Source organism: Acidovorax sp. GW458-11-26-14-TSB4, assembly GCF_059423865.1.
The window spans coordinates 201,285-216,974 of the sequence record NZ_JBWKYR010000009.1 but is presented as its reverse complement, the minus strand read 5'-3'; the positions used below and the strand labels follow the sequence as shown (position 1 = coordinate 216,974).

The window sequence follows — 15,690 nt, the reverse complement described above, 5'->3', positions numbered from 1 at the left end:
AACTCAGGCGACCTTGCCGAGCAACAGGTACTCCATCAGCGCCTTCTGGACATGCATGCGGTTCTCCGCTTCATCCCAGACCACCGACTGCGGGCCATCGATGACATCCGCTTCCACTTCCTCACCGCGGTGCGCCGGCAGGCAGTGCATGAACAGCGCGTCGGCCTTGGCGGCGGCCATCATCTCGGCGTCCACGCACCAGTCGGCAAAGGCCTTCTTGCGTGCTTCGTTCTCAGCCTCGTAGCCCATGCTGGTCCACACATCGGTGGTCACCAGGTCGGCGCCCTTGCAGGCTTCCAACGGGTCGCTGAAGAACTGGCAGCTGCCGGTGGTGGCACCGGCCAGTTTCTGGTCCACCTCGTAGCCGCGCGGCGTGCTCACATGGACCTTGAAGCCCAGCAGCGCCGCCGCTTGCAGCCAGGTGTTGGCCATGTTGTTGCCATCGCCCACCCAGGCCACCGTCTTGCCGGCAATCGAGCCACGGTGCTCGATGAAGGTGAAGATATCGGCCAGGATCTGGCAGGGGTGGTACTCGTTGGTCAGGCCGTTGATCACCGGCACGCGCGAGTTGGCGGCAAAGCCCTCGATCTTGCTCTGCTCGTAGGTGCGGATCATCACCAGGTCCACCATGCGGCTGATGACCTTGGCGCTGTCCTCGATGGGCTCGGCGCGGCCGAGCTGGCTGTCGCCCGTGGTCAGGTGCACCACACTGCCGCCCAACTGGTACATGCCGGCCTCGAAACTCACGCGCGTTCGGGTGCTCGCCTTCTCGAAGATCATGGCCAGCGTGCGGTCCACCAGGGGGTGGTGCTTTTCGTAGGACTTGAACTTCTTCTTGATGAGCGCGGCGCGCTCGAACAGATAGGCGTACTCGTCGGCGGTGAGATCGTTGAACTGCAGGTAGTGTTTCATGGCAATGCGGCGGCGCGCTCAGGGCGCGCCTTGGGTTTCATTCGGCCAGCAGGGCTTTGACCAGCGGGACCAGCTTGGCGACGATCTCGTCGGCCTCGGCGGTGGACAGGATCAGTGCAGGCACCAGGCGGATCACCTTGTCGGCGGTCACGCTCAGCAGCAGGCCGGCCTCGGCCGCCTGGGCCACCAGCACGCCGCAGGGCTTTTCCAGCTCCACGCCCAGCATCAGGCCCTGGCCGCGCACTTCCTTCACGCCGGGCAGGCTGCCCAGCTCGCGCACCAGCGCGGCCTTCAGGTGGTCCCCCACGGTAGCCGCATTGTGCAGCAGTCCGTCCTTCTCCATGATGCGGATGGTTTCCACGCCGGCACGCATGGCCAGCGGGTTGCCGCCGAAAGTGGTGCCATGGTTGCCCGGCTGCAGCACATTGGCGGCCTTGGGGCCGGCCACCACGGCGCCGATCGGCACGCCCGAGCCAAGGCCCTTGGCCAGGGGCATCACGTCGGGCACGATGCCGGCCCACTGGTGGGCGAACCACTTGCCGGTGCGGCCCATGCCGCACTGCACTTCGTCGATCATCATCAGCCAGCCGCGCTCGTCGCACAGCTTGCGCAGCTGCTGCAGGTACTCCACCCGCATCGGGTTGATGCCGCCTTCGCCCTGGATGGTCTCGAAGAACACCGCCACCACGTTGGGGTTGCCCTCGGTGGCCTGCTTGATGGCCTCGATGTCGTTGAGCGGCACGCGGATGAATCCCTCCACCAGCGGACCGAAGCCGTTGTGGATCTTGGGGTTGCCCGTGGCCGACATGGTGGCGATGGAGCGGCCATGGAAGGCCTTTTCGTAGACCACGATCTCGGGCTTGGCGATGCCCTTGTCCACGCCGTACTTGCGCGCGATCTTCAGTGCCGCCTCGTTGGCCTCCAGGCCCGAGTTGCAGAAGAACACGTTGCTCATGCCCGACAGCTCCACCAGCTTGGCCGCCAGGGCTTCCTGGCCGGGCACATGGTAGTAGTTGGACGAATGGATGATCTGGCTGATCTGGTGCTGCAGCGCGGGCACCAGCTCGGGGTGGTTGTGGCCCAGCGTGTTCACGGCAATGCCGCCCAGGCCGTCGAGGTATTCCTTGCCGTTGACGTCCCACACGCGGCAGCCCTGACCGCGGGCCAGCGCGATGGGCACGCGGCCATAGGTGTTCATCACGTGGGGCGAGGCGGCCTCAATGAAAGCGGTCATGCAGAAATCTCCTGGCGGTGCGGTGTAAAAACGAAGCACGATTCTAGGGGCCATGCGATGACCCGCTGTTGACGATTGCGCATCACTGCAATGCGGGTTGGCGGCCTTGTGCGGCGGTAGGGAATAGAGAGGTAGCTCTTATATAAGAGTTAGAATTCGTGGTTGCAGTGCAGCATGCAGTGATCCTGCGGTTGCAGACTGTCCATTACACTTCGACCCGATGGTTTCCCCCACCTCCAAAGAGATCTTCATCCAAGGCGTCACCCAGGACGGAAAGACTTTCCGGCCCAGCGACTGGGCCGAGCGTCTGGCGGGGGTGATGAGCAGCTTTCGCCCCGGCGGAGCGCGCCCGGGCAGCCACCTGAGCTATTCGCCCTGGTGCATTCCCACCACCTTCGATGGCGTCAAGTGCGTGGTAGTGCACCGCGACCTGCGCGACCACGAACCCATGGCCTGGGATTTCGTCATGAACTTCGCGCGCGACAACAACCTGCAGGTGGCCGAAGCCTGCCTGGTGCCGGATGCGCCAGTGCTGCCGCCGCCTGCCAAGCCCTGAGACGGGGGCAAGTACCCAGAATGCATGAAGGCCCCTCGGGGCTTTTTTTGTGCCTGAAGAACAGTGGCAGAAACGAAAAAACCGCCCGAAGGCGGTTTTTTGCTTTTTTGCTGGCAGCGCACCCGTTACAAACGGCGAACGGCGCGGGCCGTCCGGGCTGTTTGCCTGAAGAGGGTCAGGCGGCCAGTGCCAGGGCTTTCACCTTGGCAGACAGACGGCTCTTGTCGCGAGCAGCCTTGTTCTTGTGGAAGATGCCCTTGTCGGCCACGGAGTCCACCACGGCTTGCATCTTGGCGAACAGTTCGGTCGCCTTGGTCTTGTCGCCGGTCAGAACAGCCTTTTCGACGTTCTTGACCGCGGTACGGTATTTGGAGCGCAGCGAGGTGTTCGCGGCGTTGAGTTTCGTGTCCTGACGGACGCGCTTGCGGCCCGACGCCAGGCGCGGGTTCTTCTTCTTGGGTTTAGCGGATGCCATGTGTGTATTCCTTGGAGTCTGTGGATGTTGCCAGCAAAGCCGACGATTATAGCCCAGATGGCCAAGCTGGCCTAGAGGGCCGTCTCTGCACCGTCTGCGGAGGGGGTTGATAAGCAAGCGGGTGCAACACAGGCCGCCGCTTCGCCGCCGCCTCGCAAACTTCATCCTGTGCTCACAGGGGAGGCTCAGACTGCAGCTTTCATTCCACATGGAGGTTCCTTGGCACCCCCCTTGTCCACTCCGCCGGCCGGCGCCATGCCCGTGCCAGCGCATACACTCCCGGCGGTGTCCTTGCTCAAAGCCGCTTCCACCGTCTCCCTGCTGACCCTGGCCTCCCGCGTGACGGGCCTGGCGCGCGACCTCCTGATGGCCTCCTTCTTCGGGGCCAATGCCCTGACGGACGCCTTCAACGTCGCCTTCCGCATTCCCAACCTGTTCCGCCGCTTCTTCGCCGAGGGGGCCTTCAGCCAGGCCTTCATTCCGGTGCTGGCCACCAGCAAGGCGCAGCAGGGCGAGGACGCCACGCGCGTGCTCATCGGCAACGTGGCCACGGCCCTGGCCTGGGTGCTGCTGCTGACCTGCGTGCTCGGCGTGGTCGGCGCCCCGGTGCTGGTCTGGGCCCTGGCCAGCGGCATGCGCCAGAGCCCCGAGGCCTACGACGCGGCCGTGCTCATGACGCGCTGGATGTTCCCCTACATCGGCTTCATGTCGCTGGTGGCCCTGTCGGCCGGCATCCTCAACACCTGGAAGCACTTCACCGTGCCCGCGGCCTCGCCGGTGCTGCTCAACCTGTCGATGATCGGCGCGGCGCTGCTCGGCGCGCCGCAGCTGGAAGCGCGCGGCATCGAGCCCATCTACTCCATGGCCGGCGGCGTGCTGCTGGGCGGTGTGCTGCAACTGGCGGTGCAGATCCCGGTGCTGGCGCGCATGGGCCTCTTGCCGCGCATCGGCCTGGGCTGGCGCGCCATCCGCACGGCCTGGGCCGACCCGGGCGTGCGCAAGGTGCTCTCGCTCATGGGGCCCATTCTTCTGGGCGTGGGCGTGGCGCAGATCTCGCTCATGATCAACACCCAGATCGCGTCCTACCTGGCGCCGGGCAGCGTGACCTGGCTGTTCTATGCCGACCGGCTGATGGAGTTCCCGACCGCGCTGCTGGGCGTGGCCCTGGGCGTGGTACTCACCCCGCAGCTGACGGCCGCCAAGGCTGCGGGCGACGCCGAGAAATACTCCGCCATGCTCGACTGGGGCCTGCGCATCGTGGTGCTGCTGGCCGTGCCCTGCGCGGTGGCGCTGCTCACCTTCTCCGAGCCGCTGGTGGCCACGCTGTTCCACTACGGCAAGCTGGCCGACAGCGACGTGGGCCAGATCGCGATGGCCCTGTCCGGCTACGGCGCGGGCCTCTTGGGCCTGGTGGCCATCAAGGTGTTGGCGCCGGGCTACTACGCCAGCCAGGACGTGCGCACCCCGGTGAAGATCGCCATCGCCGTGCTGGTCATCACCCAACTGCTCAACATCGTGCTGGTACGCTGGATCGCCCATGCGGGCCTGGCCCTGTCCATCGGCCTGGGCGCGCTGATCAACGCCCTGTGGCTGCTCATCGGCCTGTTGCGCCGCGGCAGTTACCAACCGCAACCGGGTTGGGGCCGCTTCATCCTGCAGGTGGTGGCCGCCACGGCCTTGCTGGCGTTGCTGCTGGTTTGGTCATCGCACCATTTCGACTGGGTGGCCATGCGCAGTGCCAAATGGCAGCGCATCGGCCTGCTGGCTGCGATCATCGGGGCTTCCGCGCTGCTGTACTTCGGCGCCCTGTGGGCGGCGGGGCTCAAGCTGCGCAGGATGCTCCGACGGTGACAAGCCCGTACATCGTGACTTTTGCCGCTTGACGCGGCGGGGGCGGAACCGTACAACCATGCCATGCCACTGAGTCTGACCGTACCCACCTCGCTGGAGTACTTCGCATCGCTGGTGCAGAGCGATGACCACTTCCCCCTGCTGGAGGCCGCGGCCAGCCTGGCGCAGGACGAGTACCCCGAATTCGACGTGCAATTGCTGCTGGGCGACATGGACCAGCTGCAGGCGCGCATCAAGCGCCGCCTGCCGGCCGATGCGCCCGCACTGCAGCGCCTGCGCACGCTCAACCAGTTCTTCTTTGCCGACATGGGTTTTGGCGGCAACGTCAACAACTACTACGACCCCGAGAACAGCTACCTCAACGCCGTGCTGCGCACGCGCCGGGGCATTCCCATCAGCCTGGCCGTGCTGTGGATGGAGCTGGCCCAGGGCCTGGGCCTGCATGCGCGCGGCATCGCCTTTCCGGGGCATTTCATGGTCAAGGTGCTGCTGCCCAAGGGTCAGGTGGTGCTGGACCCGATCACCGGCCAGTCGCTGAGCCGCGAGGAGCTGGGTGAGCGGCTCGAGCCCTACAAGCGCCGCAACGGCCTGATCGACGACTACGACGTGCCGCTGGGCCTGTACCTGCAGGCCGCCACGCCGCGCGACATCATCGCGCGCATGCTGCGCAATCTCAAGGAGGTGCACCGCACCCAGCAGGACTGGCAGCGCCTGATTGCGGTGCAGGACCGCCTGATCGTGCTGCAGCCCGAGGCCTGGGGCGAGTGGCGTGATCGCGGGCTCGCGCACGCCGAGCGCGGCAACCTGCCCGAGGCCATCTTCGACCTGGAGACCTACCTGCACCACGCGGAGGATGGTCTGGACCTAGACCACATCACCGAGCGCCTCGTCGCTCTGCGCAGCGCCAACGAATAGGCGCTCCATCCAGCGCCGAGCCGGATGGATGGGCCATGGGGCTCAGGCCTGCAGGCGTGCCAGCTCGGCGCGCAGGGCCTCGTTCTCGGCCGTGAGCTCGGCCACACGCAGGCGCAGGGCCCGCACTTCGTCGTCGCCGCCCGCCGGTGCCTGCTGCGAGGGGGCGTCTTTCTCCGCCTCCTTGTCCTCGCGCGGCTTGCGCTGCTTGGCATCGCGCACGCGCTTGGCCGCCTGCTTGAGTTCGTCCTTGCCGCCCTTGGCGGCCGCCACCTGCTCCTCGGCAGGCAGGGTGGCCACGGTGGCCGCCGTGGCCAGCGAGATGGTGCCCGATTTGACAGCGGCCACCAGCTCGGGCGCCGCCTGCTTCTGGATCTTCTCGATGGCCACCACCTGGCTGGCGCTCAGGCGTGCCGCGCGCGCAATGGCTTCGCGGCTGCTCAGGGTTTCGGAGGGTTGGTCCGGCTCGGGCGCGGGCGGCGGCGGTGCGGCCACCGGGCCGTCGGAGGACCAGGGCAGGTCGGCTTCGTCCACGGGTTCCGGGGGCGTGGCCGCAGCGCGGGCCTTGCGCGCGGCCACGATCTCGCGCTTGCGCAGCGCCAGCACGCCGCGCTGGAAGTCCGACACGCTGCGCCGGCCCAGGTGCTGGTCGATCATCCACAGGTGCACGTCTTCCATGCTCTGGAAATGCGTGTTCTGCACGGTCTGGAAGGGCAGGCCGTGTTTCTGGCAGATGCCGTAGCGGTTGTGGCCGTCCACCAGCAAGTCACCCCACAGCACCAGGGCATCGCGGCAGCCCTCTGCCAGCAGGCTGCGCTCCAGGGCATCGTGCTCGTCGCGGGTCAGGGGATCGATATAGGCTTTGAGTTCTTCGTTGACGACGATGTTCATGGCGCGCGGAAATCCGGAAGGCAGCTTGGCAAGGGGCGCGATTGTAATGGGCTGCCTCTTCCCGCCTTTCCACGGGCCTACCGGTCCCGGGGGCCACGCAGGGCGATCCAGGCCGCTACCGGCATGAACACCACCAGCAGGCCCACGATGATCCAGAAGCCGTGCGGGCTGTCCGCCAGCGGCACGCCGCCCACGTTCATGCCCAAGAGGCCGGTCAGGATGTTGATGGGCAGGGCCAGCACCGTCACCACCGTCAGCACGAACAGGCTGCGGCTGTTGGCCTCCTGCACACTGGCGGCCACTTCTTCCTGCAGCAGCTTGATGCGTTCCTGCAGGCCCTGCATGTCGCGCAGCACCACCGAAAACTCCTCGGTCGAGTCACGCAGCTCCTGTGCGTCCTCGTCGCCCATCCAGGCCGGCGGGTTCTGCAGCAGGCGGAACAGGGCCGCCGGCTCGGGTGCCAGCAGGCGCTGCAGGCGCACCAGCAGCCGGCGCAGCACCCCGAGGCGGGCACGCTTGTGGTCCAGGCGGCCGGCGAGCAGCTCGTCCTCGATATCGTCGATGCGCTGCGTCACGCCGCGCACGATGTCCACCAGCCCCCCGGCCTGGGTGCGCATGAGCTGCTCCAGCAGCGCCACGCTGGAGCGCGGCGAGTGGCCGTTGCGCACGGCCGTGCGCAGCGCGTCCACCGAGCGCAGGGGGTGGGCACGGGCCGTCACCACCAGGTGCGGCGCCACGCTGATCCACAGCGTGGCGATGTCGAAGGGCTCGAAGGCGAAGTCGAAATGCGCGTCGTTGAGCACGGCGATCAGGGTGTCGTCGTCGCGCTCGATGCGGGTGGAGTGCGAGCCTTCCTTGAGCGCCTCGAAGAATGCATCGGGCAGGCCGGCGTGGCGTTCCATCCAGCGCATGGCCTGGGTCTGGCTCAGGTTGAAGTGAAGCCAGAGAAACGGATGGGGGGCCGCATCATCTGCCGGTTCGGCGGATGAACCACCTGGTTCCTGTGCGTGCGCTTGCAGCCACTGCTCGGCCTGGACCGAGTCGATGGGCTGCGCCGGGCCCGTGCCGTCCATGCGGTAGGCGCAGATCAGGCCTGCTGCATCGCCGCCGTAGTTCAGGCCGACGGCTGCGCCGGCAACGGGTGTATTCATGGAAAAAGGCGGCGTTGCGCCGGCCGCGAACGCAGCCGCAGCACGAGGTACCGGAACATGCCTGCAATGGTGCAGTTACCAGATGACAGTGATGTGACACTTCATGTGGGTGTCATGCATCTGTCACCATGCGGGCGCATGATGGACGGACTTCATTTGCCTCGTACAAAGCCATGTTCCAGAATGCCCCCATCGATGCCCAGGACCTGATGCAGCGCATTGCCAACGATCTGATCGACAGCTACGACGAAGAGCTGGAGCTGGAGATCGAGGACCGCAACGTGGACGGCATCGGCGACCCGATGCCCACCGACAAGCATGCGCGCCAGCAGTACTTCAAGGAGCTGTTCCGCCTGCAGGGCGAGCTCGTGAAGCTGCAGGACTGGGTACAGCACAGCCGCCAGAAGGTGGTGATCCTGTTCGAGGGGCGCGATGCGGCCGGCAAGGGCGGCGTGATCAAACGCATCACCCAGCGCCTGAACCCGCGCGTGGCCCGCGTGGCCGCACTGCCGGCACCGAACGACCGCGAGCGCACGCAGTGGTACTTCCAGCGCTATGTGGCGCATTTGCCCGCGGCCGGTGAGATGGTGCTGTTCGACCGCAGCTGGTACAACCGCGCCGGCGTCGAGCATGTCATGGGCTTTTGCACCGACGAGGAGTACGAGGAGTTCTTCCGCACCGTGCCCGAGTTTGAGAAGATGCTCGTGCGCTCGGGCATCACGCTGGTCAAGTACTGGTTCTCCATCACCGACGAAGAGCAGCACCTGCGCTTCCTGGGCCGCATCCATGATCCGCTCAAGCAGTGGAAATTGAGCCCCATGGACCTGCAAAGCCGCATCCGCTGGGAGGCCTATACCAAGGCCAAGGAAACCATGCTGGAGCGCACCCACATCCCCGAGGCCCCGTGGTGGGTGGTGCAGGCCGTAGACAAGAAGAAGGCCCGCCTGAACTGCATTGCGCACCTGCTGTCGCAGTTTCCTTACGAAGACGTGCCCCACCCGCCTGTGGTGCTGCCCGAGCGCGTGCGCAACCCCGAGTACCTGCGCCAGCCCGTTCCGGCGAGCATGTACGTCCCGGATAATTACTAAACACCCCCTGAGACGCTTCGCGTCTTCACCCCCCTCCCGAATCGCTGCGCGATCCGGGAGGGGGACGCTCCCAGCGCGGCGGGGCGGCCCTTGCGCGGGAGCACTGGCCTTGGCAGCGCGCTATCGACGGTTGCGCGCTGTATCTCAGGTGTTCTTCAGTAGCTCAATGGTGGAGATCACGTCCTTCACCTTGAAGGGCTTGAGCAGCACGCGGCGCACGCGCAGGGCCTTCATCTGGTCGGCGGTGTGGGCGTCGACCTGGGCGGTGGTCACTGCCACGGGCACCGAGGCTGCCACGGCCAGCTGCGCGTTGCGCACATGCTCCAGCAGCTCCATCGCCTCCTTCTGCTCTTCGAGCGAGACGATCAGGCCCGCGTAGTCGCGCTGGGCCAGTTGCTGCTGTGCCACGCGCACGCTGGCAACCTGGCGCACCTCGGGCAGGGACAGCTGGCGTGCGGTGGAGACGATGATGCTGCCGGTGAGCATGCTGGGTTCGACCAGGAGGATGCCGCGCGCGCTGTTCATGCAGTGACGGCCCCGTCGTTGGCAGGGCCTTCGGGGGCTTCGCGCCGCACCAGTTCTTCCACTGCCAGGTCGCGCAGCGAGGCCAGGATGGCCAGGTCCACCCGGTCCAGCTCGCGTGGCTGCTGGTCGATGATGCACAGCGTGCCGATGCTCTCGCCGCTGGGCAGCTTGAGCGGGGCGCCGGCGTAGAACTGGATGCCCGGGCCGCCGGTCACCAGCGGGTTGTCGGCAAAGCGCTGGTCCTGTGCAGCGTCGGGTACCACCATGGTCTCGTCCTTGAGGATGGCATGGGCGCAGAACGAGATGTCGCGTGCCATTTCCCGCGTATCCAGTCCCACCTTCGCCTTGAACCACTGGCGCTCGGCGTCGATCAGCGAGATCAGCGCGATGGGCATGTCGAATTCCTGTGCCGCGAAGGCCACGATGCGGTCGAAGCGTTCTTCGGGTGGCGTGTCGAGGATCAGCAGCTGGCGCAGGGCCTGCAGGCGCTCGTCTTCGTTGGCAGGGGTGGGCGGCTCTTGCATGTCGGTCAGGCAATCCAAATGCACGGAATGCCATTATGTTCCGCGATAGTGCAAGCCTGCGCTCAGTGGCGGGTTGCCGCGTCCCGGGCCGGGGTGCCGGGTCGCCCGAACTGGTGCCAGGCGCGGCGCAGCTGCGTATCCGAGCTGAAGCCCGCCAGTGCTGCCGCCTGGGTCACGTTGTGGCCCGACTGCAGGGCCGCCTCGGCGGCGGCCAGGCGGATGCGGCGCAGGTACTCGAGCGGCGCAATGCCCGCGTGCTCCAGAAACAGCCGGTTCAGGTGCCTGGGCGAGGTGTGCGCCACCTCGGCCATGGCGGTCACGTTCCAGGCGGCCTGGGGCTGCTGGCCCACGGCATCCTGCACCCGGTGCAGGGCACCGTGCAGGTGGTTGCGGTGGTGCAGGAAGGGCGAGAGCTCGGGGTCCTGCGGGCCGCGGCGCAGGGCCACCACCATGGTCTGGGCCACCTGGGCGGCAATCGCCGGGCCGCAGGCGTCGGCAATGCGGTAGAGCATCAGGTCGATGCCGGTGGTCACGCCGGCGCTGCTGTGCAGCGCACCATCGTGCACGAAGACCCGGTTCGCCACCACGTCGCAGTGCCGGTCTACCTGGGCCAGTTCGTCCAGGTGCTGGTGGTGGGTGGTGGCGCGCCGGCCGGCCAGCAGCCCGGCGTGGGCCGCCAGCACGGCGCCCGCGCAGATGGTGACCAGTTCCAGCCGGCCTGCCACCAGGCGCATGCCGCGCAGCCAGTGCAGCAGGTCGCGCGCCTCGCTGTTGTCCACTGCGATGGCCTTGCCCGGCAGGCCCACCAGCACCACCCAGGCCGGCTCGGGCAGGGAGGCGGGCAGGGGCTCCAGCCCGGTGAGCATGGCGCCCACCGAGGTCACCGCCTGGGGCGTGGGGGCCGTGAAGTGCTGCACGAAGCGCTCGGGCTGGCCCTGGGCACGCAGCAGCTGGTTGGCGATGCGCAATGCCTCGGCCGGGCCGGCCCAGTCCAGCACCAGGCTGCCGGGCAGCAGCGCGAAGTAGACGTGGATGGGGTCGGCAGTGTTCAGGGCTCGGGGTTCCATGGCGTGTCCATCTGGCGGGCGGTGCGCTCGGACAGCGCCCGGCCCGCCAGGCGTGTGACCAGATGCAGGCTCATGTCGATGCCGGCGCTGATGCCTGCCGACGTGACCAGCGCACCGCGGTCCACCCAGCGCACATTCTCCCGCACCTCAAGCGCCGGGAACTGCGCACGCAGGTCGGTAATGTCCTCCCAGTGCGTGGTGGCCGGTCCTACGATCAGCAAGCCTGCCGCCGCCAGGATGAAGGCGCCCGTGCAGACCGAAGCCGTGATCTGTGCACCCGCGGCGGCCCGGGCCACCCAGGCTCGCGTTTCGGCACAGGCGGCCGCGGCATCGACCACGCCGCCGGGCACGACCAGCACGTCCGGGGCAGCTGCCGTGGCGAAGTCGGCATCGGGCAGCACCCGCAGGCCGGCGCGTGCCTGCACGGGTGCCATGCTGCGCGCCACGCACTGCACTGCAAACGCAGCGGGCGCGCCGGGCTGCAGGCGCTGCTGCATGCGGCAGGCGGTGGTGAAGACTTCGTAGGGGCCGCCCAGGTCCAGGGCCTCGACATCGTCGAAGACCAGGATGGAGACCTGCAAGGGGCGTGGGAGGGGGGAAGCGGTGGTCATCGGTGCGAAAGGTCCAGACAAGAGAACGAAAGGGTCAGCCCGCCGAAGCAGGCGCGGCGAACACGTAGCGCGGGTAGGTGCTCCGGGCGGCAGCGGCAAGCTCCAGGTCCACGTTCACGGTGCAGAACGGCTGCGCCACCGTGGTCCTTGCGAGCAGGGCGCCATCGGGACTGATCGCCCAGCCTGCGCCACCGTAGGTGCGGGCGGCGGTGTCCACCCGGTTCGACGAAAGGCTGTAGGCACCTGTGCGCACGGCGGCCACAGTGCCCACTGCCAGCCACTTGGCGGTGGTCGCGGCGGCGGTGGCGCGCGGTGTGAGGAGGGCCTGAACGCCCAGGTCGGCATAGCCGGCATGCGTGTCCAGCGCCCAGATTTCTGTGCAGATGCTCAGGCCGAAGTCCAGGGTGCCGGCCTGGAAGCGGGGAAATCGGGCGTCGCCGCGCTCGAACCAGGTGGCCTCCCAGCCACCGGGCTCCTGGGGCAGGTAAAACTTGCGCCGCAGCGGCTGGTAGCCCCCCTCGGCAGACCAGATGAACCCTTGGTTGTAGTGCCGTCCCGCCACGGTGACCGGGCGGGCGCCCACCACCCACACAGCGCCCAGTTCGTTCAGCCGCGCCATCCAGGCATCGCTCAGCGCCACGGCCGCCGCCCATCGCCCCGGGTCGAAGGGGGTGGATTCCCAGACAGGCTCGACAAAGGCGAATTCGGGCAGCAGCACCAGTTCGGCACCTTCATGTCGAACATGGGTGGCCAGGGCTTCCCAGGCCGGTTCGAGCAGCGCAGGCTGGTAGGGCAGTTCACAGACGGTGGCGCGCATGGCGGTCTCCTGCAATCTCAGCGGGCCGCGGCCAGGGCCTCGTCCACCGTGCGCAGCGTGGCAAAGCGGCCGGCCAGCACGGTGGCGGTGCGGGCCTTGATGTCGGCGGCGCTCAGGGTGCGGCCATCCGGCTGCTCCATGTCCCAGGTCAGCGTCGCCTCGGTCACGAAGTCCACCTCCCAGCCCAGGTCCGAGGCGTGGCGCGTGGTGGTCTCGCAGCACTGCTCAGTGCGGATGCCGCTCACGATCAGGCGCCGGATGCCGTTCTCGGTAAGCCATACCGGCAGGCCCGTGCCGACCAGTGCGCTGTGGCGCGACTTGGTGAAGGTGGCGGCCGCGTCGAAGGCGGCCAGGCCGTCCAAGGGCCGCACATGGCCGGACTCGATGGCAAACGCATTGCCGGCCTCGGCCGGGCCGTCGCTGTGGAAGATGCGCACCACGGGAATGCCGCGCGCCACGCATCCCCCGATCAAGGCGTTCTGCGCGGCCAGGTAGGCCGGCAGGTCGCGTTCGGTGAAATAAGGGCGCTGGCGGAAGGATTCCTGCACGTCAATCACAATCAGACAGGTATTCATGGTCGTGGCCTTGGGGTTTGGGTTGCAATGGCCTTATCTTTGCTCTACAGCATCGCCCAGTCCCTCCAACCCTGGACATCTATCGATCAGTTTCTGCCATGATTTTCGGTTTGGGCGGCGGCTTGGTGGGCCGGAGCTTGCCGAATAACCTTGGTCTGGGCGCTGAACACCGGTCCGGCCAAGGCTGGAAACGCTTGTTTGCTATTGATTGCATAGCTTAAGCCGCTTTGCTTCATAAGCTGCTATGGTGTATAGGGTTTTCCCTATATATGGATAGCACCCGCACATCTACCCATGGCCCGCCGCTCCCGCCTCTTCTCGCTGTCTGCGCTTACCCGCGCCTACCAGCGCAACCTCAAGGCCTTCGAAAAGGCGGCCAAGCCCATGCGCAAGCAGGCTGCCAAGGCCCTCAGGGCCGTGCCCAGGCTGGCCACGGCGGCCCCGCCAGTGCCACCACGCCTGCGCACGGTTGCGCCCCGGCCGCGCAAGCCGCAGCCGGTGGCTGGCGAATGGCTGGCCGGCATTGCACCCGGGCCTGCCGGTGCACGGCGCTTTCACCTCTACATTCCGCCCGGTCTGGCACTCGGCAAGGGTGAGACCCTGCCGCTGCTGGTCATGCTGCACGGCTGCGGCCAGACCGGGCGCGACCTGGCGGCCAGCTCGCGCATGAACCGGCTGGCGGCGCGCAAGCGCTTCCTGGTGCTGTACCCCGAGCAGGAGCGTGTGGCCAATGCCCATGGCTGCTGGAACTGGTTCGACCGGCGCAGCGGCAAGGCCCAGGCAGAGGCCGCCACCCTGCTGGCCGCCGTGGACCAGGTGGCGCGCCGCCACCCGGTGGACCTCTCCCGCGTGGCGGTGGCGGGCCTGTCGGCCGGTGCCAGCATGGCGGCTTTGCTGGGGGCCACCTACCCGGAGCGCTTTTGCGCCGTGGTCATGCATTCGGGCGTGGCGCCCGGCACGGCCGAATCGGCCGCCACGGCCATGGCCGCCATGCACGGCAAGCGCGAGGCCCACCTGCCCGATCTGCCGGGCGCCAGCGCCCTGGTGCCCGGGCTGCGCATCGATGGCACGCCGCTGCCGCCCCTGCCGCCGCTGATGATCCTGCACGGCGATGCCGACCACGTGGTCTCGCTGCGCAATGCCACGGCCACGGCCGCGCTGTGGGCTGGCTCCCTGGGGGCACGCGAGGGCATGGCGCGTACGCTGCAGCGCGGCAAGCGCCATGCGATGCGGGTGACGGAGTACCGGGCGCGCTCGCGCAGCGTGGTGGTCGTGCGCGAGATCCTGGGCCTGGGCCACGCCTGGAGCGGCGGCGCGGCCAGCCTGCCCTACAGCGACCCCGCCGGACCGGATGCATCGGCCCTGGTCTGGGCCTTCGTATCACGCCAGTCACCAAGAAAGTGAGCGGTTGCTCACACTAATCGGGCGGCAACCAGTTCCTTTTTGAGATAGGCGTAGAACAGCGGAGCGGCCACCAGGCCGGCCGGACCGAACACGGCTTCGGCTACGAACATCACGCTCAGCAGCTCCCACACGCCCATCTGCGTGCGCCGGCCCACCACCTTGGCGTTGATCACGTACTCGGCCTTGTGGATTAGGATCAGGAAGGCCAGGCAGGCGGCGGCCGCCAGCGGCGAGACCGACAGCCCCACGATGGTGATCACCACATTGCACAGCAGGTTGCCCACGATGGGCACCAGCCCCGCGACGAAGGTCAGCGTGATCAGCACCGGCGTGTAGGGCAGCTCCAGATGCCAGATGGGCAGCACGAACAGCAGGAACAGGGCGGTGAGCAGGGTGTTGAAGCTGGCGATCCAGAACTGCGCCGCCACGATCTGGCGGAAGGCCTCGCCCAGCAGCGTGATGCGCCGCTGCAGCGCCATGGCCAGGGGGCCGCGCGGCGGTGCCGGCGGGCGCACGGCCGCGAGCGATCCGATCAGCAGGCCCACGTACGCGAACAGCAGGCCGCCCAGCCAGGCACGCCCGGCCATGGCCAGGGCCCCGGCCTTGGCGCCCAGGTAGTTGGCGATGATGCGCTGGATCTCGGCCGCCCCTTCGGGCAGGTGGCTGGCCACGTCGGGCGGCAGCTTCAGGCGCAGCTCCAGCACCGTGCGCGCCATGTAGTCCAGCAGTTCGCGGTACTGCTGGGGGGCTTCCACCAGGTAGCCGCGCGAGTGGGTCACGCCGATGGCCAGCAGCGCCAGCGGCGAGAGCATGACCACGGCGGCGGCTGTGATCTCGGCCATGCGCGGCAGCACCGTGGAGGCCGGTGCACCGCGCCGATGGGCCAGCCGCCCCAACCAGCGCGCCAGGGCCCGCGTGGCCAGGAAGCCCAGGCACACGCACAGCAGGCCGGGGAGCAGGTTGCGCCACATCACCAGCAGCAGCGCGCCGGTCATCAGCAGGTAGCTGGCCAGGGCCACGCCGCGCGGCAGCGGGCCAAAGGGCTGGGGGCTGCCGATGCCGGGCAGGTCGGCCGGCACGGCGGGCGTGTCGGGAAG

At 67.8% G+C, this 15,690-nt stretch carries 17 protein-coding genes; 5 read left to right on the top strand and 12 right to left on the bottom strand.

What is annotated here, in order from left to right; all coding sequences use genetic code 11:
* Positions 1–3: 3 nt before the first annotated feature.
* Both argF and AC07X5_RS19620 read right to left on the bottom strand, forming a co-directional pair.
* Positions 4–912: an ornithine carbamoyltransferase gene (argF, locus tag AC07X5_RS19625; protein ID WP_494771486.1), complete on the bottom strand. Its 909-nt coding sequence runs from the start codon at positions 910–912 to the stop codon at positions 4–6.
* Between the two features lie 37 nt (positions 913–949).
* Positions 950–2,146 (bottom strand): aspartate aminotransferase family protein, encoded by a 1,197-nt coding sequence (locus AC07X5_RS19620; RefSeq protein ID WP_409957065.1) that lies wholly within the window; start codon positions 2,144–2,146, stop codon positions 950–952.
* 220 nt (positions 2,147–2,366) lie between these two features.
* On the opposite strand from AC07X5_RS19620, the gene AC07X5_RS19615 reads away from it, so the two are divergent.
* Complete coding sequence (locus tag AC07X5_RS19615; RefSeq protein ID WP_409957067.1) at positions 2,367–2,702, top strand: DUF3579 domain-containing protein; 336 nt, start codon at positions 2,367–2,369, stop codon at positions 2,700–2,702.
* Between the two features lie 175 nt (positions 2,703–2,877).
* On the opposite strand, the gene rpsT is transcribed toward AC07X5_RS19615, so the two are convergent.
* The gene (rpsT, locus tag AC07X5_RS19610) at positions 2,878–3,177 is read right to left on the bottom strand and encodes a 30S ribosomal protein S20 (RefSeq protein WP_007848982.1); all 300 of its coding nucleotides are present in this window, start codon (positions 3,175–3,177) and stop codon (positions 2,878–2,880) included.
* 285 nt (positions 3,178–3,462) lie between these two features.
* On the opposite strand from rpsT, the gene murJ reads away from it, so the two are divergent.
* A complete protein-coding gene (murJ, locus tag AC07X5_RS19605) occupies positions 3,463–5,028 on the top strand; it encodes a murein biosynthesis integral membrane protein MurJ (RefSeq protein ID WP_494771485.1) in 1,566 nt (521 codons plus the stop codon).
* 63 nt (positions 5,029–5,091) lie between these two features.
* The gene (locus AC07X5_RS19600) at positions 5,092–5,943 is read left to right on the top strand and encodes a SirB1 family protein (RefSeq protein WP_409957071.1); all 852 of its coding nucleotides are present in this window, start codon (positions 5,092–5,094) and stop codon (positions 5,941–5,943) included.
* 42 nt (positions 5,944–5,985) lie between these two features.
* Here AC07X5_RS19600 and AC07X5_RS19595 read toward each other — a convergent pair whose 3' ends face one another.
* Both AC07X5_RS19595 and AC07X5_RS19590 read right to left on the bottom strand, forming a co-directional pair.
* Positions 5,986–6,831: a ParB N-terminal domain-containing protein gene (locus AC07X5_RS19595; RefSeq protein WP_494771484.1), complete on the bottom strand. Its 846-nt coding sequence runs from the start codon at positions 6,829–6,831 to the stop codon at positions 5,986–5,988.
* Positions 6,832–6,908: 77 nt separating this feature from the next.
* Positions 6,909–7,982: a transporter gene (locus AC07X5_RS19590; RefSeq protein ID WP_494771483.1), complete on the bottom strand. Its 1,074-nt coding sequence runs from the start codon at positions 7,980–7,982 to the stop codon at positions 6,909–6,911.
* Between the two features lie 173 nt (positions 7,983–8,155).
* Between AC07X5_RS19590 and ppk2 the strand changes: the two genes are divergently transcribed.
* Positions 8,156–9,070, top strand: coding sequence for a polyphosphate kinase 2 (ppk2, locus tag AC07X5_RS19585; protein ID WP_409957077.1), 915 nt, complete (start codon positions 8,156–8,158; stop codon positions 9,068–9,070).
* Positions 9,071–9,214: 144 nt separating this feature from the next.
* Here the strand turns inward: ppk2 and AC07X5_RS19580 are convergent, their stop codons facing one another.
* From AC07X5_RS19580 to AC07X5_RS19555, 6 genes are all read right to left on the bottom strand, one after another.
* A complete protein-coding gene (locus tag AC07X5_RS19580) occupies positions 9,215–9,595 on the bottom strand; it encodes a histidine kinase (protein ID WP_494771482.1) in 381 nt (126 codons plus the stop codon).
* Positions 9,592–10,119 (bottom strand): GAF domain-containing protein, encoded by a 528-nt coding sequence (locus AC07X5_RS19575; RefSeq protein WP_494771481.1) that lies wholly within the window; start codon positions 10,117–10,119, stop codon positions 9,592–9,594. The genes AC07X5_RS19580 and AC07X5_RS19575 overlap by 4 nt, the downstream gene beginning before the upstream one ends.
* A gap of 62 nt (positions 10,120–10,181) precedes the next feature.
* Positions 10,182–11,186 (bottom strand): GlxA family transcriptional regulator, encoded by a 1,005-nt coding sequence (locus AC07X5_RS19570; RefSeq protein WP_409957081.1) that lies wholly within the window; start codon positions 11,184–11,186, stop codon positions 10,182–10,184.
* Entirely contained in the window at positions 11,168–11,797 is a 630-nt protein-coding gene (locus AC07X5_RS19565; RefSeq protein ID WP_494771480.1) for a DJ-1/PfpI family protein, read from the bottom strand. The genes AC07X5_RS19570 and AC07X5_RS19565 overlap by 19 nt, the downstream gene beginning before the upstream one ends.
* 34 nt (positions 11,798–11,831) lie before the next feature.
* The gene (locus AC07X5_RS19560; protein WP_494771479.1) at positions 11,832–12,614 is read right to left on the bottom strand and encodes a carbon-nitrogen hydrolase family protein; all 783 of its coding nucleotides are present in this window, start codon (positions 12,612–12,614) and stop codon (positions 11,832–11,834) included.
* A gap of 17 nt (positions 12,615–12,631) precedes the next feature.
* On the bottom strand, positions 12,632–13,189 hold the full coding sequence (locus AC07X5_RS19555; RefSeq protein ID WP_494771478.1) for an isochorismatase family protein: 558 nt from the start codon (positions 13,187–13,189) through the stop codon (positions 12,632–12,634).
* Between the two features lie 294 nt (positions 13,190–13,483).
* Here AC07X5_RS19555 and AC07X5_RS19550 point away from each other — a divergent pair, with 294 nt between their 5' ends.
* Positions 13,484–14,593, top strand: a complete 1,110-nt coding sequence (locus AC07X5_RS19550) for an extracellular catalytic domain type 1 short-chain-length polyhydroxyalkanoate depolymerase (protein WP_494771477.1) — start codon at positions 13,484–13,486, stop codon at positions 14,591–14,593.
* Positions 14,594–14,601: 8 nt separating this feature from the next.
* Here the strand turns inward: AC07X5_RS19550 and AC07X5_RS19545 are convergent, their stop codons facing one another.
* Positions 14,602–15,588, bottom strand: a complete 987-nt coding sequence (locus AC07X5_RS19545) for an AI-2E family transporter (RefSeq protein ID WP_494771503.1) — start codon at positions 15,586–15,588, stop codon at positions 14,602–14,604.
* Between the last annotated feature and the right edge of the window lie 102 nt (positions 15,589–15,690).

What these genes read in the sequence shown, in the direction of transcription:
- AC07X5_RS19550 (WP_494771477.1), top strand. Translation starts at nt 13,484, where the DNA reads ATGGCCCGCCGCTCCCGCCTCTTCTCGCTGTCTGCGCTTACCCGCGCC.
- AC07X5_RS19575 (WP_494771481.1), bottom strand. Translation starts at nt 10,119, where the DNA reads ATGCAAGAGCCGCCCACCCCTGCCAACGAAGACGAGCGCCTGCAGGCC.
- AC07X5_RS19565 (WP_494771480.1), bottom strand. Translation starts at nt 11,797, where the DNA reads ATGACCACCGCTTCCCCCCTCCCACGCCCCTTGCAGGTCTCCATCCTG.
- AC07X5_RS19600 (WP_409957071.1), top strand. Translation starts at nt 5,092, where the DNA reads ATGCCACTGAGTCTGACCGTACCCACCTCGCTGGAGTACTTCGCATCG.
- AC07X5_RS19555 (WP_494771478.1), bottom strand. Translation starts at nt 13,189, where the DNA reads ATGAATACCTGTCTGATTGTGATTGACGTGCAGGAATCCTTCCGCCAG.
- AC07X5_RS19620 (WP_409957065.1), bottom strand. Translation starts at nt 2,146, where the DNA reads ATGACCGCTTTCATTGAGGCCGCCTCGCCCCACGTGATGAACACCTAT.
- rpsT (WP_007848982.1), bottom strand. Translation starts at nt 3,177, where the DNA reads ATGGCATCCGCTAAACCCAAGAAGAAGAACCCGCGCCTGGCGTCGGGC.
- AC07X5_RS19590 (WP_494771483.1), bottom strand. Translation starts at nt 7,982, where the DNA reads ATGAATACACCCGTTGCCGGCGCAGCCGTCGGCCTGAACTACGGCGGC.
- ppk2 (WP_409957077.1), top strand. Translation starts at nt 8,156, where the DNA reads ATGTTCCAGAATGCCCCCATCGATGCCCAGGACCTGATGCAGCGCATT.
- AC07X5_RS19615 (WP_409957067.1), top strand. Translation starts at nt 2,367, where the DNA reads ATGGTTTCCCCCACCTCCAAAGAGATCTTCATCCAAGGCGTCACCCAG.
- AC07X5_RS19595 (WP_494771484.1), bottom strand. Translation starts at nt 6,831, where the DNA reads ATGAACATCGTCGTCAACGAAGAACTCAAAGCCTATATCGATCCCCTG.
- AC07X5_RS19560 (WP_494771479.1), bottom strand. Translation starts at nt 12,614, where the DNA reads ATGCGCGCCACCGTCTGTGAACTGCCCTACCAGCCTGCGCTGCTCGAA.
- AC07X5_RS19545 (WP_494771503.1), bottom strand. Translation starts at nt 15,588, where the DNA reads ATGACCGGCGCGCTGCTGCTGGTGATGTGGCGCAACCTGCTCCCCGGC.
- AC07X5_RS19570 (WP_409957081.1), bottom strand. Translation starts at nt 11,186, where the DNA reads ATGGAACCCCGAGCCCTGAACACTGCCGACCCCATCCACGTCTACTTC.
- argF (WP_494771486.1), bottom strand. Translation starts at nt 912, where the DNA reads ATGAAACACTACCTGCAGTTCAACGATCTCACCGCCGACGAGTACGCC.
- AC07X5_RS19580 (WP_494771482.1), bottom strand. Translation starts at nt 9,595, where the DNA reads ATGAACAGCGCGCGCGGCATCCTCCTGGTCGAACCCAGCATGCTCACC.